Below are 26,008 nucleotides of genomic sequence, written 5' to 3' on the forward strand. Positions count from 1 at the left end.
GAACCTATCAAGAAAAGAATGAGAGACGATCAGAACCGGTAGTCGAAGCCGATACGGAATTGGCGGCCGCGCAGGTCGTACTGGCTGAAGTCGTAGGGCGCACGAATACCGGGGAATGAGCCGTCATAAGGCGGCTGTTCGTCGGCGATGTTCTCGACCTTGAGGTAGAGCTTGGCGTTCTCCAGCCCGGACCAGCCGAGGTAGAGGTCGAACTGATTATAGGCGTCGACGCTGGACTGGCCCGCCACGACCGGAACCAGGTCATAGCCGCTGGTGTAGTACCAGGTCAGATCCGCTTCCAGATCACCCCTGGACCACCCGGCGCGGGTCGTGGCCTTGTCCGCGGGCAGGCTGGCGCCCCGGTTCGTGCCCGCATAGTCGACCAGCGGCCCGCCGACGGTGACCGGACGGCGATAGTCGATGACATGGGTATAGGCCGTCTGCAGGGCGAAATCGCCCCAGCGGTCGGTGCGCCAGCGCTGGCTAAACTCGACATCAACGCCCGAGGTCTTCAGTTCGCTCAGGTTCTGATAGCGGTTGTAAACCGCCACCAGCTTGCCGCGCCCATCACGAACGACATCGGCGGGATTGTTGGCCTGAACGATGCTGGTTGTGTTGTTGGTCCCGACAAGATGGTCCAGCTCGACCCGATACCAGTCCACGCTCAGGATGGTGTCGCGCGTCGGCGTGAACACCACGCCGAAGTTGAAGGACCGCGTCTTTTCCGGCTCCAGATCAGTGTTGCCGACGGTGAAGAAGGTCGGGCTTTGGCGCGAGCCGGGAATGTCGGGATCGAACGGGTCGACGACCGAACCATAGGAGATGTTGGTCGAGGCCGAGTTCTCCGACAGCGAAGGCGCCCGGAAACCCCGCGACGCGGAGGCGCGCACCAAAACGGCGTCATGCGCCCGCCAGCGCAACCCGACCTTGGGCGAGAAGGCCTCGCCGAAGTCGCTGTAATGGTCGCCACGACCCGCGATCTGGACGTCCAGGTTCGACAGCACGGGAACGTTGGCCTCGACATAGACGGCCGCCACATCACGTTCGCCATCCACCGCCGCAATCGCAGGGCGCACCTGAAGGCCTGCGTCGATCTCGCGCGGATTGCGCGATTCCAGAGATTCGTGCCGGTACTCGATCCCCGCCGCATAGCCGATGGGGCCAGCCGGCAACGCCAACACCTCGCCTGAAATCTTGAAGTCCGCCCCATAGAGCGTCGAATCCGCCGGACGCAGGGTGCTCAATCGGATGCCGTCCAGGACGGCCTGCGGCGTCGCGTTTGGCTCCCATAGGTTCAGCGTGCCGTTCGCCAGCGAGTCGGCCAAGGTGAAACGATTGGCGAAACCGGCCGCGACGCGCTCACGTTCGCGGCTGGCGCTGGCGAAGACGGCCACCTCCCAATCGAACCGGTCGCCGGTCCCGCGCAAACCGCCCAATGCGCGATAGGCCTGCGACGTATTGGTCTTCAACGACTGACCCAGGTCGAAGAAGGTGTATTCGATCGGCACGGCGCGGCCATAAGGATTGTAGGGGTTGTTCGCCGGCAGCAGGTTCGACACCGGCTCGGCCAGACCGGTCCGGGCGTTCAGCGCGAACCGCCCGGCCTCCAGCGTGAAATAGGGACTGGAGCCGAAGATCGATGTCCCCTCGATATGGCTGTAGAGCAGTTCGCCGAAGGCCTCGATTCCCGGCGCGACACGGGCGGTCGCATGGACGTAGGCCTGATAGCGGTCGGTCGACGGGATCAGTGTCGTATAGGGCGCCAGATTGATGGCGCAGGTGTTCCCCGCCAGGCCATCGATGGGCGCGCTGGCGGTCAGGACCATGCCCTGCGGGCAGGCGCCCTGGGGATCGACGAACGGAACGGATGCGCCGTTGATAAGGAAGCGCGCGCCCTTGGCGCTCCAGCCGTTCCAGCGGCCGCCGGGGCCGGAATAGACGCCCGACCGGGTCAGATCCCGTTCGTCCTGATCCAGACGCTGGCGGGTATAGGCTTCCAGGCTGACCAGGACATTGAAACCATCGTCCTCCAGATCGCCATAGCCGCCGACGATCTTGCCCTGCCAGGTGTCCAGCCCCCCGGCGTCGGACGTGCCATAACTGCCGCCGACTTCCAGTCCCTGGAAGTCCTGGCGGGTGATGACATTGACCACCCCGGCCACCGCGTCAGAACCATAGACCGCCGAGGCCCCGTCCTTCAGCACCTCAAGCCTCTGGGTTGCGACGATGGGCAGGGCGTTCAGATTGACGAAGGTGTCCGAAAGGCCGCCTGATGGAAAGCCGTAGTTGGCCACCCGGCGGCCGTTCAGCAGCACCAGGGTGTTCTTCTGCGACAGGCCGCGCAAACCGATGCCCGCCGAACCCGAGGCCCAGCCGCTATTGCTGGTCTCGTTCGACGAGTTGCCGGTGTTGGCCGAGATCGAACGCAGCAGATCGGCGACCGTGACCTTGCCGGACGTGTCCAGTTCCTCACGCCCGATGACCTGCACAGGATTTATGCCCTCCGCCGCGGCGCGTCTGATGTTGGATCCAGTGACCACGACATCGGCCACAGTCGCACTTTCAGTGGTCGCCTGAGCGGGAGCAGCGGACTGAGCATGCGCAAGCGCGGGCAAACCTAGGATCGCGGCGCTGGAGAGAAGCGCCGTGGCGTATTTCGACATGTAGAGACTATGTGAGAAGCTGCGGGAGGACCGCGACCTAAGCCGTATTTTCGCCGCAAGCCCTGTGAGTTCGGCTGCATGAACGTTAGAAATTCTAAACTGCACAGACGTCTCTATCTGGCGTTGAGTTCACTCTCGCCAGAAGGGTGGCGCCATACTCACCGGTAGGACCTGCGGCTCGCGCGCACCATTTCCTCCACCCAGTTGATCAGCAGTGTGGCGTACAACCGCTGATCGGCCGGGTCCCGCATCGCATGGGTGGCATCGGGCATGATCCTGTGGCTGAAGGAATTCACGTCCTTGAAAGCGGCCTGGTAGGACGCGATCACTTCTGGCGGAATACGATCGTCCTTGCCCGACTGCACGATCAGGACATCGCCCTGGAACGCCGCGCAGGCGGCGAGCGCCCTGTCTTCTCCCGGAGTCCGGCGCTGTTGTCTGTAGGCGCGCACCGCCGCCTTATCGAGCTTGGCCTTGGGCACGTCCCAGTGCTGATCCGGATAGAGGGCCGGGACACGCAGCGCCAACCAACGCACCGCCCTCGTCTTCGTCAGCAGAGCCGACAAATAGCCCCCGTAGCTTGTGCCGATCACGCCGATCGCGCCCGGATCGATCAGCGGCTGAGAAGCCAGATAATCATAGGCGGCCGTCACGTCGTCCAGACCATTCTGCCGAGTGACCTCGTCTCGGCTCGCATCGCTGTCGGCATGGCCCCTGAGGTCGAATGTGAAACAGATGCAGCCCAGGCGCGCGAGTTCCTCGGCGAGGCCGAGGTCTTCATCCTGGTCGCCGCCCCATCCGTGGACGAACAGAAACCCCGGCACGGGCGCTTCGGGCGTCAGGAGCGTGCCGGTCAACCGCTGTCCGTCGACCGACAGTCGAACGCGCCCTTCATCGACCTCTTCAGGCGCGATCACGCTGTCCTCGTCACATATTTCGTCATCGGTCCGACCTTTGGATCGACCCCCCGGAAATAGATCACATCGTCCGGGCCGACCTCTTCGAGGCCATAGACCTCCACCGTTGCGGTTTCGACCGCCGTGAGTTCCGGGGACGCCGCGAAGGCTTCAAGAGCGGCGATCTCGGCGCCGGTCGCGCCGCCGACACGCCAGGACTGCTCAAGCACGCCGACGCGCCTGCGGCCTCGCGCGTCCTTGCCGGCGAGGACGTCGTAGTTCCGCCGGGTCAGGATCAGATCCGGATAGGCGCGCTGGGCCGCGTCGTCGAACACGGCCGCGCAACGCACCGCTTCGACCGCTTCACGCGACAATCCGAGGTGGGTCAGACGGTCGAGATCGCCTCTGACGCATTTGAGCCTGGACCCGCCGTAAACCTCGCGTCCCTTGTGGTCCGTGGTTTCGCGTTGGTCGCCCACGTAGCTGATGCGCAATCCGCCGACTGAGAGGGTTCCTACGCTGTAGGTCTCCACGCCGACCAGGTTTTCCTCGAGCACGACGCCGAAGGCGCCGATCTGCGCTTCGTCCTGTTCGGCGATGACAGAGGCGAGCGCCTGCGGGGTCTCCACGACGGTCTGGCCCAGACCGGCCTTGGCCAGCACGTCCTTGATGCGGACGGGTCCGGTCTCCAGAAGGCGGCGGCCAGCTTCCATCGCGTCCGCGACGGTGAAGGCGGTGTAGCCGTCCAAAGCCGCGTCGCCCAGACGATCGGCCATGGCGGCGGACCAACCCGCCGGGCAAGCCGCGTCCCGGTGGATCAGACCATGCGTGATCGCCTTGGTGGCGATAAACCTAAGAGGGACCTTGCCCCCCAGCAGATTGGCCGATGTGAAGGCGGTCCGCGACGCCATGTCCTCGCCGATCAAGGTGTCACGTGGAACCAGCAGGACGTCGGGGCCGATGTCTTCGGCCTCCGAAACGAGGTCGACGACAGGGAGCCGCAGAAGGGCCGCGAGGCGTGAGACAAGCATCTGTCTCGACGCCTGGTCGTGCAGGTTTCCCGGATTGTGCCCAGCCGGATCGAAGAGCGCGATGGCCGCAAGCGCCGCGGCGTTCGTGAAGGAAGGCATCGGGGCGATGCCGAGTGAATCGACGAAGGTCATGGCGGTTGGCGCCTCCTGTCGGAGGTCAACCCGAACACGCCTCAACGGTTCAGAACGCCGGACCATTCTTTTTGCGGACGCTGAAACTGATCAGCCTCTGGCGGCACGCGGCTGGATAGTCGCTCAAGCGGGCCGACGGCAGGCGGACGGGCGGGGGGCGATGTTCGATATCGTACCGGTGTCGGATGATGTTTCGGGACGTTCGACATCGATCCCGCCGCTGCGACGCCGCGCAGGAACTTGTCGGCCGGACGTCGATTACCTCAAGTTGCACAATAACATGGGTAACGCTGATCCACGGAGACGGCGAATGATAAACGCGATGGCGGAAGGATTCGAACAGGCGGCCGGCAGGACCGACGGTCCGAACCCCGACGAGCAAAGTTGGCTGATCCGATCGGTCGAACTGCTGCTCCGGCAAGCCTTTCCAACCTTCATCGTCGTCGGGCGCGGTGAAGCGACCTACTTCAATGCGGGCTTCCGGGACCTCCTGCTCTCCCCAGCCGCCGTTCAGGGCGCGAAGGTTGAGGACGTCGCGCCGTCTCTCGCCGCACAGCTTTCCGCCGCATTCGAACGGGGATGGGCGGACGAGCAGACGTCGGCGACCGATCTCCACCTTCACGTCGATCGTCCAGGCGGCGCTCAAGAAACCTGGTTGACCGTAGCGATCACGCCGGTCTCTCGCGGCGGCAAGCCCCTCGCCCTTCTCGGCGTCTGTCGCGACGTGACCGAGGAAAGGTCTCTGCGCGCGCGTCTGAACACAGCGGAAAGCCGCCTCCAATCCCTGGCGGATATTGCGCCGCTCTTTCTCTGGCGGCTGGACGCCCGTGGCGTCGTCCGCTGGATGAACACCCGCGCACAAACCTATCTCGGCGTGGGTCTGGCGCAGGCCAAGGCGCAAGGATGGGTCGGCTGGCTCCACCCGACAGAGCGCGACCAGGTTGTGGCGACCTGGGGCAGATCGGTCGCCCTCGCCGAGCCCTTCGAAAGCCGACACCGCCTGAGGGACGTCGCCGGCGACTACCGATGGTTCGATATCCGGGCGGCGCCCCAGTTCGACGAATCGAGAGCGCTGACCGAATGGCACTCAGCGGCCACGGAACTGCTCGAGCCGACATCTTCGCCCTCACCGCGGCGTTTCCTCTGGACCGCCGACGCCGCCGATGGCGCACGCGACTACCTCGGCGCGAATGCTCAGGCGGGCTGGCCGGATGAACGGAGCGCTCGCGTGACCTGGTCCGATCAGCTCGCCGCCGTTTTCGAAGTGGATCGCCCCGCTTACGAGTCGGCGCGTCGGACGCTTCAAGCCGGTCAGCCCATGGCGTTGAGCTACCGTGTACTCGCCCGAAACGGGGATGTTCTCGCCGTCGACGATGTGGCCCATCCGGTGATCCAAGGCGATGGCGCAATCCGGATGTTCGTCGGTGAAAGCGCGATCCGAGCGCTTCCCCGGACCGAAATCCTCATGATCGACCCTACGGATCGCGGCCAGCCGCTCGCGCGTCGCTTGCGGGATGCCGGGATCACCGTCCAGACGGTTGTGAGCCTTCCGTCCCCGCCCCGCACCCGAAAGACGACGAACGCGATCCTCTACTGCTCGTCCTCGACCGTCGCGGACATCCTGGAGATGGCTGACCACGTCAAGCGGACATGGCCCCCCGTTCCGCTGGTCGTACTCGGAGATCCTGCGGCGTCGCCGAGCGCCATCATCACCCTGCATCAAGCCGGAGTGACCGATCTGATGTCCTATTCGGACGATGACGACAGCCACGTCTCGGCGATCCTGAAACACACCGAAAAATATCACGATTTCAACGCGCTCGACGACCTACCTAGTAGAGCTGCCAGGGAGGCGCTTTCCAGGCTTTCGGACCGCGAGCAGGAGATCCTGTCCCTGGCCGTCGGGGGCGGTACGTCCAAGACGATCGGGCGCGCATTAAACCTTAGTCCGAGGACGGTCGACTATCATCGTGGAAAGGCTTTGGACAAGCTGGGGCTGCGCACGGTCAGCCAGGCGACAGACCTTTTCACGCCGGAACGGCCCTACCCGATCGAACCGAAGACCGTTCGAAAGTAGAACCCTCGCGCGACATCTAGGGATTCGAAAACACGTCACGATTGTGTCCGAGCGGACATTAGCCTCTCCAGTCGGGAGCCGCCTCTGCGCCTTCCGACGCTGGGAGGTTAGGAATGCAAACTCGTTCGACGCTCGACAGACTGCCGACATTGAGCGGCGCAAACTTGGCGACGCGGCTGCTGGTCGCCGCCCTCTACGCCTTGGGCGCAGTCTTGCCTCTTGGCGTATTCGCCGCCGCGCCGGCACGGGCGCAGACAAGCATCGTGGACGTCTGCACGGGCGTCGCGCTCCCAAGGTCCGCGGTCACCGACATTATACGCCCTGTGATCACGGGCATCGCCAGCCCCATCGAAAACAGCGTCAACGGCCTATTGTCGGTTTTGGCCCCGCGCCTGGCGCTCAACGCGACCACCCTGCTCGACGACGCCGCCCGCGGGCGGGACATCACGTTGCGCGTGCTCGACGTGAACGGCAATGTCGTCGATGCAGCCAATAGCTGCATTAACCAGGCCGACGCCTTCACCCTCTCCAACGAGGCGGGGATTTCCATCGGCGGCAACCGGATCACCGGGCTGGGCTCTGGCGGCGCGGTCGCCATCGCCGGCGAGCTCAACTCCATCGCCTTCGGCAACGGCTCTCGCACTGCGGCCACTTCGGCCGACGCAATCGCCCTGGGTCGCACGGCCCGCGTGCTGGCTAATGCGGGGCGGTCCGTCGCCCTGGGCGCCGACGCCTCTGTCGGCGTGTCCAACAGCCTGGCGCTGGGCGCCAGCAGCGCCGCCCTGAGGGGCGCGCTCGCCAACTATGCGGCGACGGGACTGTCCACGCTTCAGACCTCGGTCGGCGAGGTGTCTTTCGGCGCGGCCGGGGCGGTACGTCAGCTTACCAACATCGCCGCCGGCTCAGACGACACAGACGCGGTCAACGTCGGCCAGTTGCGTGGGGTGTCGACCAACCTTCAGGCTCTGGCCGACTTGGCTGTCACCTATGACGATCTCAGCGCCTCGGTCCTGACGCTTGGGGGGCTTGGCGGAACGCGGATCACCAATCTGACGCTGGGCCAGCTGGCCGCCGGCTCGACCGACGCCGTGACAGGCGGCCAACTGTTCGGCCTGGGATCCAGCTTGGCCGCGGAAATCGGCGGAAGCACCGCCTTCGATCCCGCGACGAGCACGATCAACATCGGCCTGACCTACGACGGCGTGGTCTACAGCACGGTGCAACAGGCGCTTGATGCAATCCTCGCCGCGCCCGGCGGCGGAACGCCTTTCCTGGCGGTCAACTCCGCCCTGGGCGGGGCGCTTGCCGCCGGCGTCAACGCCACAGCCGTCGGACCGGCCGCCTCTGCCGCCGCCGACAACAGCGTGGCCCTGGGCGCCGCCAGCCTCGCCGATCGCGGGGCCCTGGCTGGCTATGCCGCCCTTGGTCTCAATGCGCTACAGACCTCCGCTGGCGAAGTGTCGCTTGGCGGCGTCGGTTCGGAGCGTCAGCTAACGCATGTCGCGGCCGGCTCAGAGCTGACAGACGCGGTGAATGTCGGCCAGCTGCTTGGCGTCTCGAACGACCTGCAGGTCTTGGCCGACATCGCCGTCGCCTATGACGATCCCACGGCGGCCAGCCTGACGTTGGCCGGCGTCGGGGGCACGGTCATTTCCAATGTGTCGGCGGGCGACCTCGCCGCCGGCTCCACCCAGGCCGTCAACGGCGCCCAGCTGTTCGCGACCAACACCCAGGTTTCGCTGAACACCACGGCCATCACCAATCTAGGGACGGATCTCAGCGCCCTGTCCGACACGGCTGTGATGTATGACGACCTGCTGGCCGGTCGCGTGACCCTGGCCGGCGTCAACGGCACGGTTCTCGCCAATGTCGCAGCCGGCGCCCTGAACGCGACCTCGACCGAGGCCGTCAACGGCGGGCAGCTGTTCGCCACCAACGCCCAGGTCGACATCAATACGAGCGCCATCACCAATCTGACCACCAATCTCGGCTCCCTGTCCGACACGGCCGTGATGTATGACGACCTGCTTGCCGGTCGCGTGACCTTGGCCGGCGTCAACGGGACCGTGCTCGCCAATGTCGCCGCCGGCGCTCTGGACGCGACCTCGACCGAGGCCGTCAACGGCGCCCAGCTGTTCGCCACAAACACCCAGGTGGCCCTGAATACCGACGCCATCGCAAATATCGCCGCGGTGTCGGCATTGGCGGTCGTCTACGACGATCCCAGCTTCGACACCCTGACGCTGGCCGGCGCCGCCGGCACCACTATCAGCAACGTGGCGGCCGGCGAGCTCAGCGCGGCGTCGACCGAAGCGGTCAACGGCGCCCAGCTGTTCGCGACCAACGCCCAGGTGGCGAACAACACCGCCGACGTCGTCACCAATACGACCGCCATCACGACGATCACCAACAATCTGAACAATGGCGCGGTCGGCGTGGTGCAGTATTCGAACGCGGCCGATCCGACGGTTCCGAACGGCGGCGTGGCCACCAACGACGTAACGCTCGTCGGCGCCCTGACCGGTCCGGTGGGACTGCATAACGTCGGGGCCGGCCTGATTGCGACCGGGTCAACCGATGCGGTCAACGGCGGCCAGGCCTTCGCGCTCGGCCAGAGCCTCGCCACCGGCTTCGGCGGCGGCTCCGCCTTCAATCCGCTGACCAACACCCTGGACGTCGCCATCACCTACCAAGGCGTCCAATACGCCAGCATCCAAGGCTTCCTGAACGCCCTGTCGGCGGCTCCGGTCGGCGGCGGCTCCAGCGCCTATCTGGCCGTCAACTCCAACCTGGCGCCGGCGACTGCTCAAGGTCAGGACGGCGTCGCCGTCGGCCCTGAAGCCCAGGCTGTCGCCGACAACAGCATCGCTCTTGGCGCAGGCAGCCTTGCGGATCGCACCGCCCAGACCGATTACGTCGCCCTGGGCGTCACGGGCTTGCAATCCTCGGTCGGGTCGGTGTCGTTCGGCTCGGCGGGCGCCGAACGGCAGCTGACAAACGTCGCCGCGGGCACGGCGGCGACCGATGCGGTCAATGTCGCCCAACTTCAAGGCGTCTCGAACCGCGTAGATGCCTTGGCGGGGACCGCCGTATCCTACGACACGACCACCCGCGACACCCTGACCCTTGCAGGGGCCAACGGCACGACCATCACCAATGTCGCCGCAGGGCAGGTCAACGCGACCTCGACGGACGCCGTCAACGGATCGCAGCTGCACGCCACCAACACCCAGGTCGCGCTCAACACCACGGCGATCACCAATCTGACCAATAACATCGCCAACGGCGGCCTGGGCCCCGTGCAATATAGCGACGGCGATGATCCCGAGACGCCGAACGGCGGCGTCCGCTCCGACGACCTGACCCTGGTCGGCGCCAGCGGCGGCGCGGTGGGCCTGCATAATGTCGCCAACGGCCGTATCGCCGCCGGCTCCACCGACGCCGTCAACGGCGGCCAAATCTATCAACTGGCCTTCGCGGCGACCAATGCGGTCCAGTACGACACCGACGCGAACGGCGGTCGCACGAACAGCATCACCTTCCAGGGCGGCGACGCCACCGCCCCGGTGACGCTGAACAATGTCGCGGCCGGCGCGGTTACAGCCACCTCTACAGAGGCGATCAACGGATCACAGCTTTTCCAGACCAACCAGGCCGTCGCGACGGCCCAGACGACGGCCGACAACGCGCTCGCTCTGGGTCAAAACTCGCTTCAGTACGCCGATCAAGGCCAGACCCGTGTCGTTCTGGGCCGCAGCAACGGACCTGCCGTCACCGTAAGCAACGTCTCGGCCGGGGTCGCCGACACCGACGCCGTCAATGTGCTCCAACTGCGGGAGAGCATGAACGAAGCGATCCAGCAGTCGAACACCTACACCGACATGCGGCTGGCGGCGGTCAACTACAATGTCCAGGAAGTCCGCAAGCTGGCCTTCGCCGGCACGGCGGGCGCCCTGGCGGCGGCCGGGATGCCGCAGATCGCCGAGCGCGGAAAGTCGATGTTCGCGGTCGGCTACGGCGCCTATGAGGGCCAGTCGGCCATGGCCATGGGCTACTCCCGCGCCCTGGGCGACGGCTCCATGGTCTTCCGGGCCGGCGCCACCTTCGACACCCAGAACCACGTCGGCGCCAACGCCGGGGTCGGCTGGCGGTTCTGACACGGGGCGGGGGAATGGAGGCTTCCCCCGCTCCTTTTCTTCAACGCAACGGATCAGAGACAGCATGCATCCCCCTCGCTTTTCCGCGATGAACGACGACGATTTCGCAGCGATGAAGGTCCGCTTCATTGCGGCAGGCGACAGGCTGACAGATCTTCAGCTCCTGGAACTGGCTGACTGCTACCATGAGATGCTCAGGCAACGCCGGACCGGTCGCAGACATCAGCCGTCGTTTGGCTCCTCTGACCGAGATCGGATCGCAGCTGAACCTCGGACCTTCTGACGGCCGACGATGTCTCGCGGCGGCGATCCCGATCTGCGAGATGCCCCAGATCCAGAAGACGAAAACGACCGCTCCGAAGCGGAAACAAACGGGCTGGGAACTTTCACCTGCCGATCCGCCGACAAGAACGGCAACGGCACGACCGGGGCTTTTATCAAGCGGCGGCGCGCGGTCCCCAGTGGGGGAAGGGGTCGTCGAACTTGGCCCAGCCCTTGGGCCCGCGCTCCATCTCGAACCGAGTCAGAAGGGCCGCGTCGAACATCGAGGTCAGCAGGTCGCGATTCATGTCCTTGCCGATCAGCACGATCTCCTGACGCCGGTCGCCATAGGGGCGGCGCCAGATCGCCTCGATTGATTTCAACCAGTCCGCGTCGTCGTCGGGCCAGCGGTCGCGCGGCGCCGAGGCCCACCACAGGCCGCCCCACTCATGTTCGGTCACGGCGCCGGCCTGACTCCAGGACCCCACATAATCCATGCGGCTGGCCAGCCAGAAGAAGCCCTTGGAGCGCCAGACGCCCGGCCATTCCCGGTGCAGAAGGTCATGGAAACGGCGCGGGTGGAAGGGCCTGCGCGCCCGATAGACAAAGGTGGAGACGCCATATTCCTGGGTCTCGGGCGTGACCTCCCCGCGCAGGGCCTGAGACCAGCCGGCCGCCTGTTCGGCGCGCGCCATGTCGAACAGGCCCGTGCCGATCACCGCCTTCAACGGGACGGCGCCGCGCACCGCCTCCACGATCCGGGCGCGGGGGTTGAACTGGGCCAGCATGGCCCGCAGCACGCCCTTCTGCGTCTCGTCCAGCAGGTCAACCTTGTTCAGCACGATGACGTCGGCGAACTCGATCTGGTCGATCAGCAGATTGGCGACCGTGCGCTCGTCGTCCTCGCCCATGTGTTCGCCGCGAGCCTTCAGCCGGTCGGTGGAGGGATAGTCGCGGTGGAAGTTGAAGGCGTCCACCACCGTCGCCATGGTGTCGATCCGCGCCAGATCCGACAGGCTGAAGCCGTCCTCGTCGCGGAAGTCGAAGGTGGCGGCGACCGGCATCGGCTCGGAGATTCCGGTGGATTCGATCAGCAGGTGGTCGAACCGCCCCTCGCGCGCCAGCTTACCCACCTCGATCAGCAGATCCTCGCGCAGGGTGCAGCAAATGCAGCCGTTCGACATCTCCACCAGCCGCTCCTCGGTGCGCGACAGGTCCGCGCCGCCGCCGTCGCGCACCAGGGCCGCGTCGATGTTCACCTCGCTCATGTCGTTGACGATCACCGCGACCTTCAAGCCGTCGCGATTGGCCAGCACATGGTTCAGCAGGGTCGTCTTCCCGGCCCCGAGAAAGCCGGACAGGACTGTGACGGGCAATTTGGGAAAGGCGGACATGACGATCTCTCTTGAAGCCTGACAGCGAGGGGGCTAGAAGCGAATGTTATGTTATAACATATATAGGCATCAAGGTTTTTATGGCGGTTGGCGCTGTCGTTCAGGGGATGAGTCCCACGGTCTTCACCACCCTGGTCGAACCCCAGGTCAGGATGGCGGTCTGGTCTCGCCCGGCGCCAGCCGAGGTCGACGGACCGGACGACTTCGAGGCCGTGTGGAACGGCCTGCGGATCGCTTCGTCGGGACCGGCGCCCGGCTGGCTGATGAACGACATCCTGGGGCTGGGCGACATCCTGTCCGCCGTCAGCGGCGGCCTGACATGGCGGGCGCGCTTCGGCACGGCGACCACGCGCGTCTGCCCCCGGTTTCACCAGGATGCGATCTCCGTGCGACTGATCGCGACCTACGAAGGGCCCGGCACGGAATGGGCTTTCGCCAGCGATCTCGGCGAGGATATGGACGCCCGCCGCGCCGAAACACGGGGTCGTATCCGTACCCTGCACCCCGGCGATATCGCCATCTTGAAAGGTTCGGCGCCCGGCTGGGAGTGCTGGCCCGAGTTTCCTGTCGTGCTGCACCGCTCGCCGCCGGCCAGCCGCAAGGCGATCCGGCGGGTGCTGACCATCGACGTCTTGCAGCCTGAGGGCTAGGGGCTTCGGTGGTGTCGGAGTGAGCTTCATCACCTCCACTTAGGCGCAAGATCAATCAGCGTGGGGATTTCGCCCGCGCTAGAATGGGCGATCCAAAGAAGCGCCTTCGCTTCCAGCGACGCCTGGCCGGCGGCCGCTTTCACATGGCTCAACTCTCCGCAACCCTGAGGCCGGAAACGGACACAGGAAACCGCGACTTGGCGTTGCGGTTTTGATCACATCGACGCTCGCCGCGAGACTTGGATCATGACCTCGAATCCGCCTGCCCGCCCGATCAAAGCCGACTCTCGACGCGGCTTGGCCCAAGGGGGCTTGGGAGGCTTGGAGGACGAACTTCTCGAAGACGGTCAGGAAGAAGTGTTTTCTCGTGCAGAGGTCGAAAACGGCGCGATCGAACACCACTCCGGTGAACCGCCCTGCCCCGACAATTTGCGATCATGACCGCCGGTCTGAAAAAACCGATACCTTCCAACGCCGCGCATCTCTGTATCGATATGCAGCGACTGTTCGTGGAAACCACAGAATGGCGAGCGCCGTGGGCGGAATGCATTCTGCCGGTCATTGTCGAGCTTTGCGAAGCTCGACCGGATCGCGTCTGGTTCACCCGCTTCATTCCCGCCGCCAACCCAGCCGACGCCGTCGGCGCATGGGTCGGCTACTGGGAACACTGGTCGTCGATGACGCTCGAAGCGCTTGACCCGGGCCTGATCGACCTCGCCCCGCCCCTTCAGCGATTTGCGCGGCACGAGCGTGTGGTGGACAAGCGCGCCTATTCGCCCTGGTTCGGCGCCGCGTTGCACGAAAAATTGCAGCAGGCCGGCGTCGACACGATCCTGATCACCGGCGCCGAAACCGATGTGTGTGTTCTCGCCGCCGTGCTGGGCGCCGTCGATCTCGGCTATCGCGTGGTCGTGGTCACGGATGCAGTTTGCAGTTCGGCCGATGGGCCGCACGACAACCTGCTCGCCCTCTACAGCGACCGATTCAGCCAGCAGGTGGAAACTGCGGACAGCCAAGAGGTGCTGTCGAGCTGGCGCGGATGAAGTCCGGCCCTTCCATTCTCAGCTACCAGATTCGCTACGTTGAGGGCGGGGATCCCGAGACGCTGATCGCGGCCGATATGACCGACGCCATGCGCCAGGCCCGCCAGCGCGCCGAACTTAATGGGGCGGCCCTCGCCCTGTGGCGCGACGGTGTGCTGATCGCCGAATGCCCGCCTTCAACGACCGCCTCGGTCAATGACGGACCATCCGACCTTATCGCCCAGCTAGTCGAGGCGGGCGTCTATGTCTTCCCCGCCCCAGCGCAAGCGAGGCGGGAATGACGACCGGCAAATCCGTTCCGGACTGGCGACCGATCAGTCCGCCGGAAGAGCGCGGCGCCCGAGATGGCGCACTTCCCGCCTATGTGGCCAACGGCATGATCGGATTGCGCGTACGGGAGATGGCGCTCGCCCCGGGCATGACCATTGTCAACGGCGTCGTCGGCGAAGACCCGGAACGCCGTATCGAGGCCGGCGCGCCGGTCCCCTATCCGCTGGAAGCCGATGTTTGCATCAATGGCGTCTGGCTGTCGGACCAGCCCTGGTGCGTGGGCGACCTGCGCCAAACCTATGATTTCGCGACCGCCGAACTGACCAGCCGCTGGCGCGCCCATATGGCTGGCGTGATCGCCGATATCGAGGTCGTCACATTCGCCAGCCGCACGGCGCCAGCCGTGGTCGTGCAGGAGGTCTCCGTGCGGCCGGACGCGCCATGCCACATCCGCCTGCGCGCCCGAACCTCGACCGCCGATCTGCGAGGGCGGGTTGTTCGGCGCCGAACCGACACGCCCGGAGAGACAGAACCCGCCTGCGACGGCTCTCTGCTGTGGTCGACCGAAGGCGACCTGTCGACCTGCGGGATCGCGCTGTGGACGGAGGCGGAGCCGGCGGCCGGACGTGACGTGACGCGCTGGGATGCGTCAGGCCCGCTGCAAACCACCTACGATTTGGGCCGGGTAGGCAAGCTCGGCGCGCGCCTACGGCAGATGGCGGCCCTGGTTCCATCCCTGATCCATGCGCGACCCGACGAAGAGGCGGTGCGTCGGGTCGCGCGCGCGGCGCAGACCGGGTTCGAGCTGCTGCGTTCCCGCAACCGCGACGCCTGGCGTGAGCTGTGGCGGGGTCGGATCGTCGTGACGGGCGCAGAGCCGACGCATCAGGCCCTGATCGACGCGGCCTTCTTCTATCTGAACAGCTCGGTCCACGCCGCCTCGCCCGCCGCGACCTCGATCTTCGGCCTGGCCGCCTGGCGCGACTACTCCTACTATTTCGGCCATGTGATGTGGGACATCGACGCCTTCTGCGTGCCGCCTTTGATCCTGAGCCAACCTGATGCGGCGCGCGCCTTGCTGGACTTTCGATCGCGCGGCCTAGCGGCGGCGGCGTCTAATGCGCGGCTGTCCGGTCGTCAGGGTCTTCAGTTCCCGTGGGAAGCGGCGCCTTTGACGGGGCAGGAGGCGACGCCTGGCGGCGGTTCGGGGGCCGCGCATGAGGATCACGGCTCTCTACACGTGGCGCGCGCCTTCAGCCTGTTCGCAGACGCCACCGGGGACGAGGCCTTCTTGCGCGAACAGGCCTGGCCCGTGTTGGAAGGCGTCGCGGACTGGATCGTCAGTCGATTGACCCTGACGGGCCGCGGCTACGAACTGAAACGCGCCACGGGACCGGCGGAGGTTCCCGATCCACCGGACAACGACGCCTTCACCTTGATGTTGGCCGACGATGTGCTGTCGCGAGCCATCGACGCCGCGCGGTCTCTGGGACGAACGCCGCCCGCATCGTGGCAAGCCATTCGCGAAAACCTGTATCTTCCGATCCGGTCGGACGGAGCGATCGCGGCCCACGACGACTTCCGCGTCGACGAGCCCAAGGGCGCGACGCCCTCGCCGTTGGCGGGTCTGTTTCCCGGCGGACACCGAGCCGAGCCAGCGACGGCGCGCCGTACGCTCGAACTCTATCTGTCTCACTGGCAGGCCTATGTCGGCGCGCCGATGTTCCCGGCGCTCTATGCCGCCTGGGCCGCGATGGCGGGGGACCGGGCGTCGGCCCTTGAGCTGTTCGACGCCGGATACGCCGCCTATGACGCCGGCCGTTTCCACCAATGCTTGGAATACCGTCCAGACCATCCGGACAGCGAAACGGCGGCAGGCCCCTTCTTCGCCAATCTGGGCGGCATGCTGATGGGATTGATCTATGGTCTGACGGGGCTGGAGGCGCGAGGCGAGCCGACGGCCTGGCCGACGCGGGCCGCCATATTGCCGTCGGGCTGGAAGGCCATCACGATTGAGCGGATATGGCTGGGCGACCGATGCGTTCGCCTGAACGCCGAGCATGGGGCGCGGGCCAGCCTCACCTCGCTCTGACCGGCAGGACGAGGGAGGCCCCGACGGCGGCGATCCCCTCAGGCCGCCCTGGAGGACGTCGAGACCGCCTCCCCCTTGACCTCCGGCGCGTGCCGCAAGCAGCAGGCGTGGGCGGCCAGCACGGCGCGATCCAGCACAATGGTTCGGCCGCGCACCGTGCGGATCGCGCCCGCCGTCCGCAGGGTCTGGCACGCGCCGTTGACGCTGCTTCGGCGCAGGCTCAGCATTTCGCCGACAGCGGCCTGACACAGGGGCACATCGGCCCCATTGCAGGCGGCATCCATTTCCAGCAGCAGGCTGGCCACACGCGATACGGCCGGATGCGCCATGGCGCAGGCCAGCCGCCCCTCCAGGATGCGCGTTCGCCGAACGCCTGCGGACAGCAGGAACCGCAGCCCCTCGTCGCCCGCCTCTCGCAGGAAGCCGACGAGCGGCGCCCGATACAGCGTTCCCCCCGTCAACCAGCGCCCTGACGCGCCCCCGCCCAGGTCAACCAGATCACCCGCCGCCGCGACCCCGGCGTTGACCCTGCTCTGATCCACCCGCAGCAGCAGACAACCGGACAGGACCACACCGATCTCACCGTCAGGTGTGAACGGATCGCCAGCGCCCGGCGCGCGGATTTCGCCCAAGCGAAGAGCGCGGCTGCGCCGTTCGAACGACAGGGGTTCAAACGCGCGCCACAGGCTTAGGACGTCTTCGCGCAAGGGCTGGGGGTCGGTCAGCGTATCGTCGGATGTCGGGAGAACGGCCATCCCTCAACAATACGTCCCTAACGAACCGCCGCATTCACATGCGTTAAGCCGCGTCTTGTCAGAATAACGTCATTCAGTCTTCGTCGTCTTCGAAACGCGTGGTGGACCCCGCGCCCGGCCCGGCCCCCAGATCGGCGCCGGTGACCGGATTGCTGTCCGGATCGGACGTGGTGCGAAGCGCGAACGCCGTCACACTGTCGGTTTGCGCGGGCGATAAGGCCACGCTGGCCGACCCGTCGCCGCCGTCGACGGCGGACTGGGCGTCGCGATCGTCGACGAACTCCCACTGTTCGCCCTGATTCCAGGGGCCGCGCGCATCGCCCTCGCCCTGGGACATGTCATAGTATTTGTCGGCGAAGTCCGGCAGACCGCCCAGCTTGCCGGCCGGGAAGTTCGGCTCCATCGCGTACAGGGCCTTTTCGAACGACTTTTGGTGGGCGACCTCGCGGGTCATCAGAAAGGCCAGGGCGTCCTTCACGCCGGGATCGTCGGTGCAGTTGATCAGCCGCTCATAGACGATCTTGGCCCGCGACTCGGCGGCGATGTTGGAGCGCAGGTCGCAGGCCGGATCGCCGATGGAGTCGATGTAGGCCGCCGTCCACGGCACGCCGGCCGAGTTCACCAGAGCGGGCGCGCCGCCGTAGAGGATCGAGGTGGTGTGGCTTTCGCCGCCCGCGTTCAGAGAAGCGTAGAGGTCGGCCTCCTCCATCGCAGCCTCGGCCAGATGGCCCTTGATGCCTCGGTTCAGCATCGACACGATCGATCCGATCACTTCCAGGTGGCTGAGTTCTTCGGTGGCGATGTCCAGGAGCATGTCCTTGCGGCCGGGATCTTCGTCCGCCAGCGCCTGGGTGAAATAGCGCATGGCGGCGGCCAGCTCGCCCTGCGGCCCGCCGAACTGTTCGAGCATCAGCGTCGCCAGGCCGGGGTTCGGCTCGGAGACGCGGACGGTGTACATCAGTCTCTTATTGTGCATGAACATTGGGGATGGTCCTCTCAATTCAGTCGAGGTAACCGGGCCTCGGATCGCCTGTTCCGAAGGTCGCTTGTTGGGCTTTAGGCCCTGAACAGCGAGGCTTGTTCGCCGCTTCCATAAGCCATGCACGGAATTGGACACTCGGAACGGGCCGCCGAAAGGCGGCCTTGAACCTTCTTTTCGAGGAGGTCTCCATGTCTATTGTCGACAAGGCGCTCGCCGCCGTCACGCCGCAACCCAGCGAAGAAAAACGCGCCCAGGCGACGGCGAAAGCCCGGGCCGCCGCCTCGCCCGGGGACTGGCTGTCGATGGTGCTGGATCACCATGACGAAATCCGGTCAGCTTTCGCCGCCGGGCGCGCAGCGACCGGCGCGGCGGATCGCACGGCGGCGTTCAAGGCGCTCGCTCTGGTGCTGAACGGCCATTCGCTGGCCGAGGAGCTGGTTCTGTATCCTGCCATGGGTCAGGCCGGCGAAAAGATGCACGCCGCCCACGCCTATCTGGAACAGACCACCGCCAAGGCGCAGATGGCCGAGCTTGAGAACATCGCGCCGTCCAAACAGGCCTGGCTGGACAAGTGGGAGCATATCGAAGGCGCTGTCCTGACCCACATGTTCGAAGAAGAGAGCGATTGGTTCCCGAGGCTGAAAGCCAAGGGCGAGCATCAGCCGCGTCTAGGAGCCCGCTACGCCGAGGAGTTCGGCCGCTATGTCGGCGCGCCGACGTCCCAAGCCGCCTGATTCCGACTGTTCAACGAAAAGGAGGCATCGACCATGGCCGAACCCCTATCGACCGACGCCGACGTTCAATCGCCGGCCTTCAACGACAAGGACGAGGTGGAGGGCGCCTATGACGCCACCAGCGTCCGCGCCGTCATGATCAACCGGCCGCGTCAGGACCTGTACGACTACTGGCGCGACTTCCGAAACCTGCCCAGCTTCATGGAAAACGTGAAGGCGGTCGATGTGCTGGGCGATGCCCGTTCGAGCTGGACGGTCGCCGGCCCCGCCGGGGCCGAGATCGAACTGGTCAGCGAGATCACCGAGGACCGGCCCGGCGAATACATCGCCTGGCGATCGACCGAAGACAGCGACATCGACCATGAGGGCTGGATCGAGTTTCGCGACAACGCCTTTGGTCGCGGCACGGAGGTCCGGGTCCTGATCAGCTACGACCCACCCGCCGGCGCGGTCGGCAAGCTGGTCGCCAAGGTGATGCAGCGCGAGCCTCGGGTTCAGGCTCGGCGCGAGCTGCGGCGCTTCAAACAGCTGATGGAGACGGGTGAAATCTCGACGTCCAAGGCCCCCAACGCGGGGCCGCGCGCCGACCGTCATTTCTGATCCCCGGAAGGAAATCCCATGCGCGCCTTGACCTGGCACGGCAAACACAATGTTCAGGTGGACACGGTTCCCGACCCGCAGATCGTCAATCCACGCGACGCGATCATCAAGATCACGGCGACGGCCATCTGCGGTTCTGACCTTCACCTCTACGACAGCGTTATTCCCGGCATGTCGAACGGCGACATCCTGGGCCACGAGTTCATGGGCGAGGTGGTCGAGATCGGCCGGGGCCACACCAGCCTTCAGGTCGGGCAGAAGGTGGTCGTCCCGTTCGTGATCGCCTGCGGCTCCTGCTTCCACTGCGGCAAGCAGCAGTTTTCGGCCTGCGACAACTCCAATCCGGCGGACAAGTCCGACGCCTCGGAGATCGCCTATGGCTATCCGGCCGCCGGCCTGTTCGGCTACTCGCACCTGACGGGCGGCTATGCCGGCGGTCAGGCGGAATATGTCCGCGTCCCCTATTCCGACATCGGCCCGATCGTGGTTCCCGACGGCATCGAGGACGAGCGGGTGCTGTTCCTGTCCGATATCTTCCCGACCGGCTGGATGGCGGCCGAGAACGCCGAGATCGAGCCCGGCGACACCGTAGCGATCTGGGGCTGCGGCCCGGTCGGCCTGTTCGCGATCAAGAGCGCCAAACTGATGGGCGCAGGCCGCATCATCGCGATCGACCACCACCCACGCCGGCTGGCCTTGGCCAAGGCCAATGGGGCGGAGGTCCTAAACTATCACGAGGTGAAAGTGCGCGAAGCCCTGATGGAGATGACCGCCGGCATCGGCCCCGACGCCTGTATCGACGCCGTCGGCATGGAGGCGCACGGCTTCGCCCCCGATAACCTCATCGATGCGGTCAAGCAGGAGACCAAACTGGGCACCGATCGCCAGCATGTGCTGCGCGAAACCCTGATGGCGTGTCGGAAGGGCGGACGCGTCTCGATTCCCGGCGTCTACGGCGGCATCGGCGACAAACTGCCGATCGGCGCGCTCATGCAGAAGGGCCTGACCATCAAGACCGGCCAGACCCATGTTCAGAAATATCTGCCCGCGCTTTTGCAACTCATCCTGGACGGCAAGATCGACACGACCGATCTCATCAGCCACCGGCTGCCGCTGGAGCAGGCGCCGGAGGCCTACAAGAACTTTCACGACAATCCGAACGAATGGACCAAGGTGGTGCTGACGCCGCACGGATGAGGATCGCAAGGGACGTTCGCCTCACCCCACTCGCCTGGGCGGCCGCGTCCCTTGCACCCTGCTGATCGGGGACAGATCCGGTGCGGTCGTCACCGTTCGGCGTAGACAAGGCGTCCCTCGAATACGGGCGAGCCCTCGGCGTCGCGGACCGCGATCACGAGGGTCGCATCGCCACCGTCGCGCGCATCGACGAACATTTCCGCAAGCGCCTCGCGGGCCAACCGGCGCGCAGCCGTCGCGGTCGCGCAGTCGACGCCGATCGGGTCGCGTCGCGCGCCTGTCTGATCGATCGTATCGAAGAAATATCGCATCTCAGACCTTGGCGTTCGGCTTGGTGCCTCGGAGGTGAAGGTAGCTCGGGTCGAAACCCGCAAACGCCGCAAGGCGTTCGACGTTCGGAATCCTTACGTATCGCCCTGCGGTCTGGATCAGATTCTCTCCCCGCAGGGCCATGAGGGTGCGGTTGACATGGACCGGGCTCATCGCCGTCATGTCGGCCAGCTGCGTCTGCGTCAGGGGCATTTCCAACCCGTCCGGGTCTGCGGCGCCGATGGCGCCAAGGCGCACATGGAGCTCGCAGATCAGATGCGCCAGACGCTGATCGGCAGGCCGCTGGCCGATGTTGACCAGCCATTCGCGAAGGGTGCCTTCGTCAGCCAAGGTCGCCCAGTTGAACGCGAGATTGATCCTCGGGTTTTCCGTCAGACGGTTAATGGACGCCGGAGTGATCTGCGCCACCTTGGCGTTGGTCAGGACCCCGATGCCATGATCCATCTCCGTCAGTATCTGGACATGCAGATCGCACATGTCTCCGGGGACGAAGATCGCCATCACCTGACGCTGTCCCCCATCCAGCAGCTTGTAGCGGCATCCCCATCCCTCAAGCACCACGTGCACGTTGCGCGGGACATCGCCTTGGGGCGACACATCCTCTCCGGCCTTGAACGCGCAAACGTCCTGGACCGCGGCGCGCAGCTCGGCCCGATCGTCATCAGTCAGGTCTGCGCCGTGCTCGAGCTTGCGGATGAAGGGGTCGATCATGCTGCTCGCCTCGTCGTTCCAGCCCGACCTTAACCGGAGCACGCGAAGATTGCACCTTCGCTAACGCCCGAACGGTGATCCGCAAAAGCGTCGGCGCTTAACGCAGGTTAGTGAGAGGAAGGCGTACCTGCGTCATCGGTGACGAATGGCGATGTTCTCTGGCCCGAAACTTCGACGCGCGCGGTGCTCAAACGGCCGCTTCGGCCGCTTGACGGCTTGGTTCATCGCGCTGGCCTGCGCCGGCGTCGCGACGGCTCTGGTCGTCGATACGCTGATACGGCTTCAAGGCTGACGGCCCGACGCATCGCCGCCGAACGCGTCTTGCGCGCCGCATCCGCACGGGGCCGCTGGGCGCGAAGGCCGCCCCGTTGAAGCGCCGTCCGACTCCACAAACCGTCGTCGCCGTGTCAGCCTTGGCGCCGGGAGGACTGAAGATGGCGACGCGGAAGACCCTCATCAAAGCGCGGGCCTGGGTCCGCCTCCAGCCCTTAGAGCCGCTCGCCCGACGACAGGTCTTGCGGTCATCCTGGCGGCTCTCGACGCGGCGCCGGAAACCCGCAGGCACCCTCGCTGACGCGATCAAGGCCGAGGCCGGGCAGGCCTTCGACAAGGAGGCGATCGCCTGATATGGCCGCCAAGCTGAAGGTCTTCGCCTGGTCCGACGGCTTTCACGCCTTCACCGTCGCCACGACGTCGCGACCGAAGGCGCTTGAAGCCTGGGGCTCCAAGCAGGACCTTTTCGCGACCGGCCTGGCCCGCCCGCTCACGGGCGGTCCCGACTATGACGCCGCCTTGGCCGCCCCGGGCGAGGTGATCACGCGCAGTCTTGCGATCGATCTCGGCAAGATCGGCAAGGCCAGGCGATCCAGGACGCGCGGGCCGTCAAGGGCGAAGGCCGCCAGGATCAAAACGCTGCAAGCCGCGCTCGCCGATCTGGACCAGAGCCACCAGGCGGCGATGGCCGATTTCGACGCTCAACAGACCGCGCTTGATGCAGCGCGACGAAAGGCGAAGGCCCGCCATGCGACGGATCGCCAAACCCTGTTGGCGGATTTGGAGGCGGTCAGGGCCTCGGCCCAATAATCGAACCCCGCCACAACCGACTCGGCCGGACCGGACCCGCCGAACAGATCGATCTGCCCTGGCGCGGCGCGACAAGGCCAGTCGATCGGCGCCGCAGCCCGCCGTCACCAGATTGGACACGCTCACGCCCACCAGGTGCACGCGCCCGGCTTGGTGGATGGAGGGACCGAACCCGCAGCCGGCCGAGGTCGCTTAACGCCTCGCACGAGGCGACGGGCTCGGACAGAGATGGGCTGCGGGTCGATAGCGCGCGATGTAAAGAAGGCGGTCGGCGCCGCCGATCATCCTGTATCGAACGAAGACACCGCTTTCACTCCAACGCTTTAGCGATTGTAGAGCGTCGTACGCGGCGCATAGGCCGCTGGCTCATCCCGCCAGCGCAGCCCGTTGCGGCTGACGAAGACGATCCGCTCCACACCTACGCTCATCTAGCCGGGGCTTGCCGTGGTTCTTGTTGAAATAGGGTTCTTGCCGAGCCATCTGCTCGTTCGCCGGCCAATACAGGCTAATCATATCCAGACTCCTTCGGAGCCTGAATCAGATCGCAAGCCTCACATCGACAGGAGCGATCCTAGGCTCAGGACTCATAGCCAGAAGAGCACCCTGCCCGCGAGGGCTATGGCGGACAGGAAGACGTTCGGGCAGCGATCATAGCGCGTGGCGACCCGTCGCCAGTCCTTCAGCCTGCCGACCCGAAGGGCGGCGCGTAGCAGCCAACATGATCTCGATGCGGTTGCGCCGTTTGTAGCGGCGCTTGTCGTAGCGGATCGGTTCGGTGCGAGTTTTGCGGCCTGGGATGCACGGCGTGATCCCCTTGGCCTGCAAGGCGTCCCGGAACCAGTCGGCGTCGTAGCCCCCGCCTCCCAGAAGCCACTGGGCGCGTGGCAGGCTGTCCAGAAGAGCGGCAGCGCCGATGTAGTCGCTGACCTGACCCGCCGTCATGAAGAGGCTGATGGGCCTTCCGTTCGCATCGGTCACGGCGTGCAGCTTGGTGTTCATGCCGCCTTTCGTGCGTCCGATCAGTCGCCCGAGACCCCCTTTTTTACCCGCAGGCTCGAAGCCGTGCGGTGCGCCTTGAGATAGGTCGCGTCGATCATGACCGTGCGGCGTTCGGTCTGAGCCCCGGCAGGCCCTCCATAATCCGGATGAAGACGCCAGCCTCACTCCATCGCTTCCAGCGGTTGTAGAGGGTCTTGTGCGGCCCGTAGGCCGCCGGCGCATCTCGCCAGCGGAGGCCGTTGCGATTGACGAAGATGATCCCGCTCAACACCCGGCGGTCGTCAACGCGCGGCTTGCCGTGGCTCTTGAGGAAGAAGGGCTCCAGCCGAGCCACCTGCTCGTCCGTCAACCAATACAGGTCGCTCATATCCAGGCTCCTCAGAAGCCTGAATCAGATCGCGCCTCTCGGATCAATGGGTCCTGAGCCTAGAGAATTGTCGGTGAGGCCGTCGCCGATGAACAGAGCGTTGCAGCGTTGAAAAACATAGTCCTTGTCCCCGACACGCTTCTCATAAACCTCGACCTCCAGCCGACGTGGCAGTTGTTCGTCCGGGTCCGCGTCGGCGTCGGCGTCGAAGGCCTCCGGATACTCCCGCTTCTCCGGCCATCGATCAAAGATTTTGTAGGTCTTCTTGATAGCCGCCACCTCCAAAGTCAGGTGAGCCTCGCGGGACGCCCGCAATAGCCGAGTCAGTATCTCCGCCAGACGCGTGGGCAGAAGAGCCTGATCGACCTCAAGGCGGCCAGCCTGGAAATCCCTGATGAGCAGGCCCACGTCCGAAGCGAGATCGAGTAACGTCTCCGCGAAGTTGGCGGTCGGCTCGCCTCCCGGCGCAATCGGGTGAGGTTGGAGCGCCTCTAAGGTCAGCGTCGGATCGTCGACGCCTCTCCACTGCACATCTAGTCCATAGAGATGGGCGGCGATAGCGCTAAGGGCCACTCCGCCTCGTCGCGCCACCGCCGCGAGATACCAAAGAACGTCTCCCAACTCCTCGGTAACGGCGTCTGAATGGCTGCGATAGGAGGCAGGATCGCGTTGCTTTTTCTTCAGTTCGCTCAGGAGGCTCCCCACCTCGCCGACCAGACCGAGAAGGGGAAAGGCGAGCGATTAGCCTTCGACACCGCGGTCCGTTCGTGCCGCGTCTGCCGCGTATCCTTCCACCGTTAACGGTCTATAGTCGTCCATTCCCGACGCCGCTTAATTCTCATCCCATCGTTATTCGAACGATTCGGAGGAGGCGTCTCTCGCAGACTGCCCACTTCCAGCGGAACGGCTTCCGGTCGAAACGCTGTAGATGGTGGTCGAGAAGACGCATGAGGCCGCGAAACGCGGACCCTCCTAGCGGCCACAATGAGTCGAGGCCGTGTAAAAACGTGCTGAGCGACGGCGGGGCGGAGGTTGAGACGAAGCCCAGGACGCCTCCTGCTCACGCTCTGATGGCTTCCATCAGCGGCTTGGTTCCCAGCACGGCCATTCCCCCCTTCATGTTGTAGGCCAGGATGTGGAGGCTGATCTGGGTCTTCACGTTGGGTAGTCGCTTCATCAGGAAGTGGGTGTGGCCCATCCAGGCCTTGATCGTGCCGAACGGATGTTCGACCAGGCTTCGCCTTTCGCGCATGGCTCGGGGCCTGAGGTCCATCCGGGCCTGGAGCGCATCGATCACCGCTTCATGCTCCCACCGCGTGACCTTTCGTTCGACCGCAGGCGTGCACTGAGCCTTGATGCTGCAGCCTGAACAACTGGCTCTGTCCCAGTATCGATGCAGCGTCATGCCCGATACACAGCATGCGCAGCCTGCGCAGCTCTTAGCTTGTTCTGAGCAGGTTTTAACTTGTCCCGAAAACAACATGGCGACCCCGGGAGGACTCCAACCTCCGACCTCGGCTTTAGGAAAGCCTTGCTCTATGCAGCTGAGCTACGGGGCCACGGGCGATGACCTAGCGATTTGCG

Annotated in this window: 20 protein-coding genes, 1 tRNA gene and 3 pseudogenes; 11 read left to right on the forward strand and 13 right to left on the reverse strand. The window is 65.4% G+C overall.

All coding sequences use genetic code 11. The features are described 5' to 3' along the window. Positions 1–29 precede the first annotated feature (29 nt). The 3 genes from ACYX4P_RS17330 to ACYX4P_RS17340 all read right to left on the reverse strand — a co-directional run bounded on the left by ACYX4P_RS17330 (position 30) and on the right by ACYX4P_RS17340 (position 4,590). The gene (locus tag ACYX4P_RS17330) at positions 30–2,552 is read right to left on the reverse strand and encodes a TonB-dependent receptor plug domain-containing protein (protein ID WP_248118537.1); all 2,523 of its coding nucleotides are present in this window, start codon (positions 2,550–2,552) and stop codon (positions 30–32) included. Between the two features lie 269 nt (positions 2,553–2,821). Next, complete coding sequence (locus tag ACYX4P_RS17335) at positions 2,822–3,580, reverse strand: alpha/beta hydrolase family protein (protein ID WP_248118538.1); 759 nt, start codon at positions 3,578–3,580, stop codon at positions 2,822–2,824. Next, positions 3,577–4,590 (reverse strand): DUF3182 family protein, encoded by a 1,014-nt coding sequence (locus ACYX4P_RS17340; RefSeq protein WP_248118540.1) that lies wholly within the window; start codon positions 4,588–4,590, stop codon positions 3,577–3,579. Before ACYX4P_RS17340 ends, ACYX4P_RS17335 begins: the two co-directional genes overlap by 4 nt. Before the next feature lie 61 nt (positions 4,591–4,651). On the opposite strand from ACYX4P_RS17340, the gene ACYX4P_RS17345 reads away from it, so the two are divergent. Together ACYX4P_RS17345 and ACYX4P_RS17350 are read left to right on the forward strand one after the other, a co-directional pair. Continuing rightward, positions 4,652–6,799 carry a PAS domain-containing protein gene (locus ACYX4P_RS17345; protein WP_248118542.1) on the forward strand — a complete coding sequence of 716 codons (2,148 nt, stop codon included), beginning with the start codon at positions 4,652–4,654 and terminating at the stop codon, positions 6,797–6,799. 113 nt (positions 6,800–6,912) lie between these two features. After that, complete coding sequence (locus ACYX4P_RS17350) at positions 6,913–10,956, forward strand: YadA-like family protein (protein WP_476070111.1); 4,044 nt, start codon at positions 6,913–6,915, stop codon at positions 10,954–10,956. 437 nt (positions 10,957–11,393) lie between these two features. Here the strand turns inward: ACYX4P_RS17350 and zigA are convergent, their stop codons facing one another. Next, positions 11,394–12,611: a zinc metallochaperone GTPase ZigA gene (zigA, locus tag ACYX4P_RS17355; RefSeq protein ID WP_292049161.1), complete on the reverse strand. Its 1,218-nt coding sequence runs from the start codon at positions 12,609–12,611 to the stop codon at positions 11,394–11,396. A gap of 80 nt (positions 12,612–12,691) precedes the next feature. Here zigA and ACYX4P_RS17360 point away from each other — a divergent pair, with 80 nt between their 5' ends. The 4 genes from ACYX4P_RS17360 to ACYX4P_RS17375 all read left to right on the forward strand — a co-directional run bounded on the left by ACYX4P_RS17360 (position 12,692) and on the right by ACYX4P_RS17375 (position 16,666). Continuing rightward, positions 12,692–13,261 carry a DUF1826 domain-containing protein gene (locus ACYX4P_RS17360; protein WP_248118549.1) on the forward strand — a complete coding sequence of 190 codons (570 nt, stop codon included), beginning with the start codon at positions 12,692–12,694 and terminating at the stop codon, positions 13,259–13,261. 437 nt (positions 13,262–13,698) lie between these two features. After that, a complete protein-coding gene (locus ACYX4P_RS17365; RefSeq protein WP_248118551.1) occupies positions 13,699–14,304 on the forward strand; it encodes a cysteine hydrolase family protein in 606 nt (201 codons plus the stop codon). Further along, a complete protein-coding gene (locus tag ACYX4P_RS17370; RefSeq protein WP_248118553.1) occupies positions 14,301–14,585 on the forward strand; it encodes a hypothetical protein in 285 nt (94 codons plus the stop codon). The genes ACYX4P_RS17365 and ACYX4P_RS17370 overlap by 4 nt, the downstream gene beginning before the upstream one ends. Beyond that, complete coding sequence (locus ACYX4P_RS17375) at positions 14,582–16,666, forward strand: glycoside hydrolase family 65 protein (RefSeq protein WP_476070114.1); 2,085 nt, start codon at positions 14,582–14,584, stop codon at positions 16,664–16,666. The genes ACYX4P_RS17370 and ACYX4P_RS17375 overlap by 4 nt, the downstream gene beginning before the upstream one ends. Positions 16,667–16,704: 38 nt before the next feature. On the opposite strand, the gene ACYX4P_RS17380 is transcribed toward ACYX4P_RS17375, so the two are convergent. Further along, positions 16,705–17,421: a Crp/Fnr family transcriptional regulator gene (locus ACYX4P_RS17380; RefSeq protein WP_248118560.1), complete on the reverse strand. Its 717-nt coding sequence runs from the start codon at positions 17,419–17,421 to the stop codon at positions 16,705–16,707. Between the two features lie 73 nt (positions 17,422–17,494). Further along, positions 17,495–18,397, reverse strand: coding sequence for a manganese catalase family protein (locus tag ACYX4P_RS17385; RefSeq protein ID WP_292049167.1), 903 nt, complete (start codon positions 18,395–18,397; stop codon positions 17,495–17,497). 194 nt (positions 18,398–18,591) lie between these two features. Between ACYX4P_RS17385 and ACYX4P_RS17390 the strand changes: the two genes are divergently transcribed. Genes ACYX4P_RS17390 through ACYX4P_RS17400 form a run of 3 tightly spaced genes read left to right on the forward strand, consistent with a single transcriptional unit; the run spans position 18,592 to position 20,934 of the window. Next, a complete protein-coding gene (locus ACYX4P_RS17390) occupies positions 18,592–19,137 on the forward strand; it encodes a hemerythrin domain-containing protein (RefSeq protein ID WP_248118566.1) in 546 nt (181 codons plus the stop codon). A 33-nt stretch (positions 19,138–19,170) separates the two neighbouring features. Beyond that, positions 19,171–19,737, forward strand: a complete 567-nt coding sequence (locus tag ACYX4P_RS17395; RefSeq protein ID WP_248118568.1) for an SRPBCC family protein — start codon at positions 19,171–19,173, stop codon at positions 19,735–19,737. 18 nt (positions 19,738–19,755) lie between these two features. Beyond that, positions 19,756–20,934 carry a zinc-dependent alcohol dehydrogenase gene (locus ACYX4P_RS17400; RefSeq protein WP_248118569.1) on the forward strand — a complete coding sequence of 393 codons (1,179 nt, stop codon included), beginning with the start codon at positions 19,756–19,758 and terminating at the stop codon, positions 20,932–20,934. An 89-nt stretch (positions 20,935–21,023) separates the two neighbouring features. Here the strand turns inward: ACYX4P_RS17400 and ACYX4P_RS17405 are convergent, their stop codons facing one another. Both ACYX4P_RS17405 and ACYX4P_RS17410 read right to left on the reverse strand, forming a co-directional pair. Then, positions 21,024–21,245: a DUF6894 family protein gene (locus tag ACYX4P_RS17405; protein WP_248118571.1), complete on the reverse strand. Its 222-nt coding sequence runs from the start codon at positions 21,243–21,245 to the stop codon at positions 21,024–21,026. Position 21,246: 1 nt separating this feature from the next. Then, positions 21,247–21,975, reverse strand: coding sequence for a Crp/Fnr family transcriptional regulator (locus tag ACYX4P_RS17410; protein WP_248118573.1), 729 nt, complete (start codon positions 21,973–21,975; stop codon positions 21,247–21,249). A 434-nt stretch (positions 21,976–22,409) separates the two neighbouring features. On the opposite strand from ACYX4P_RS17410, the gene ACYX4P_RS17415 reads away from it, so the two are divergent. Both ACYX4P_RS17415 and ACYX4P_RS17420 read left to right on the forward strand, forming a co-directional pair. Continuing rightward, the gene (locus tag ACYX4P_RS17415) at positions 22,410–22,601 is read left to right on the forward strand and encodes a hypothetical protein (RefSeq protein ID WP_248118574.1); all 192 of its coding nucleotides are present in this window, start codon (positions 22,410–22,412) and stop codon (positions 22,599–22,601) included. 1 nt (position 22,602) lies between these two features. Continuing rightward, positions 22,603–23,058: a hypothetical protein gene (locus ACYX4P_RS17420; protein ID WP_248118576.1), complete on the forward strand. Its 456-nt coding sequence runs from the start codon at positions 22,603–22,605 to the stop codon at positions 23,056–23,058. Between the two features lie 291 nt (positions 23,059–23,349). Here ACYX4P_RS17420 and ACYX4P_RS17425 read toward each other — a convergent pair. From ACYX4P_RS17425 to ACYX4P_RS17445, 5 genes and pseudogenes are all read right to left on the reverse strand, one after another. Then, positions 23,350–23,571, reverse strand: a pseudogene (locus tag ACYX4P_RS17425) (transposase); the annotation flags it as partial. A gap of 71 nt (positions 23,572–23,642) precedes the next feature. Continuing rightward, positions 23,643–24,424 (reverse strand): annotated as a pseudogene (locus tag ACYX4P_RS17430) (IS5 family transposase). Between the two features lie 24 nt (positions 24,425–24,448). Continuing rightward, on the reverse strand, positions 24,449–25,129 hold the full coding sequence (locus tag ACYX4P_RS17435; RefSeq protein WP_349679355.1) for a hypothetical protein: 681 nt from the start codon (positions 25,127–25,129) through the stop codon (positions 24,449–24,451). A 355-nt stretch (positions 25,130–25,484) separates the two neighbouring features. Beyond that, positions 25,485–25,835, reverse strand: a pseudogene (locus ACYX4P_RS17440) (transposase); the annotation flags it as partial. Positions 25,836–25,906: 71 nt separating this feature from the next. Next, positions 25,907–25,983 (reverse strand) — tRNA-Arg (locus ACYX4P_RS17445). Between the last annotated feature and the right edge of the window lie 25 nt (positions 25,984–26,008).

The sequence above is a fragment of the Brevundimonas sp. ABV4_179 genome (genome assembly GCF_056311945.1).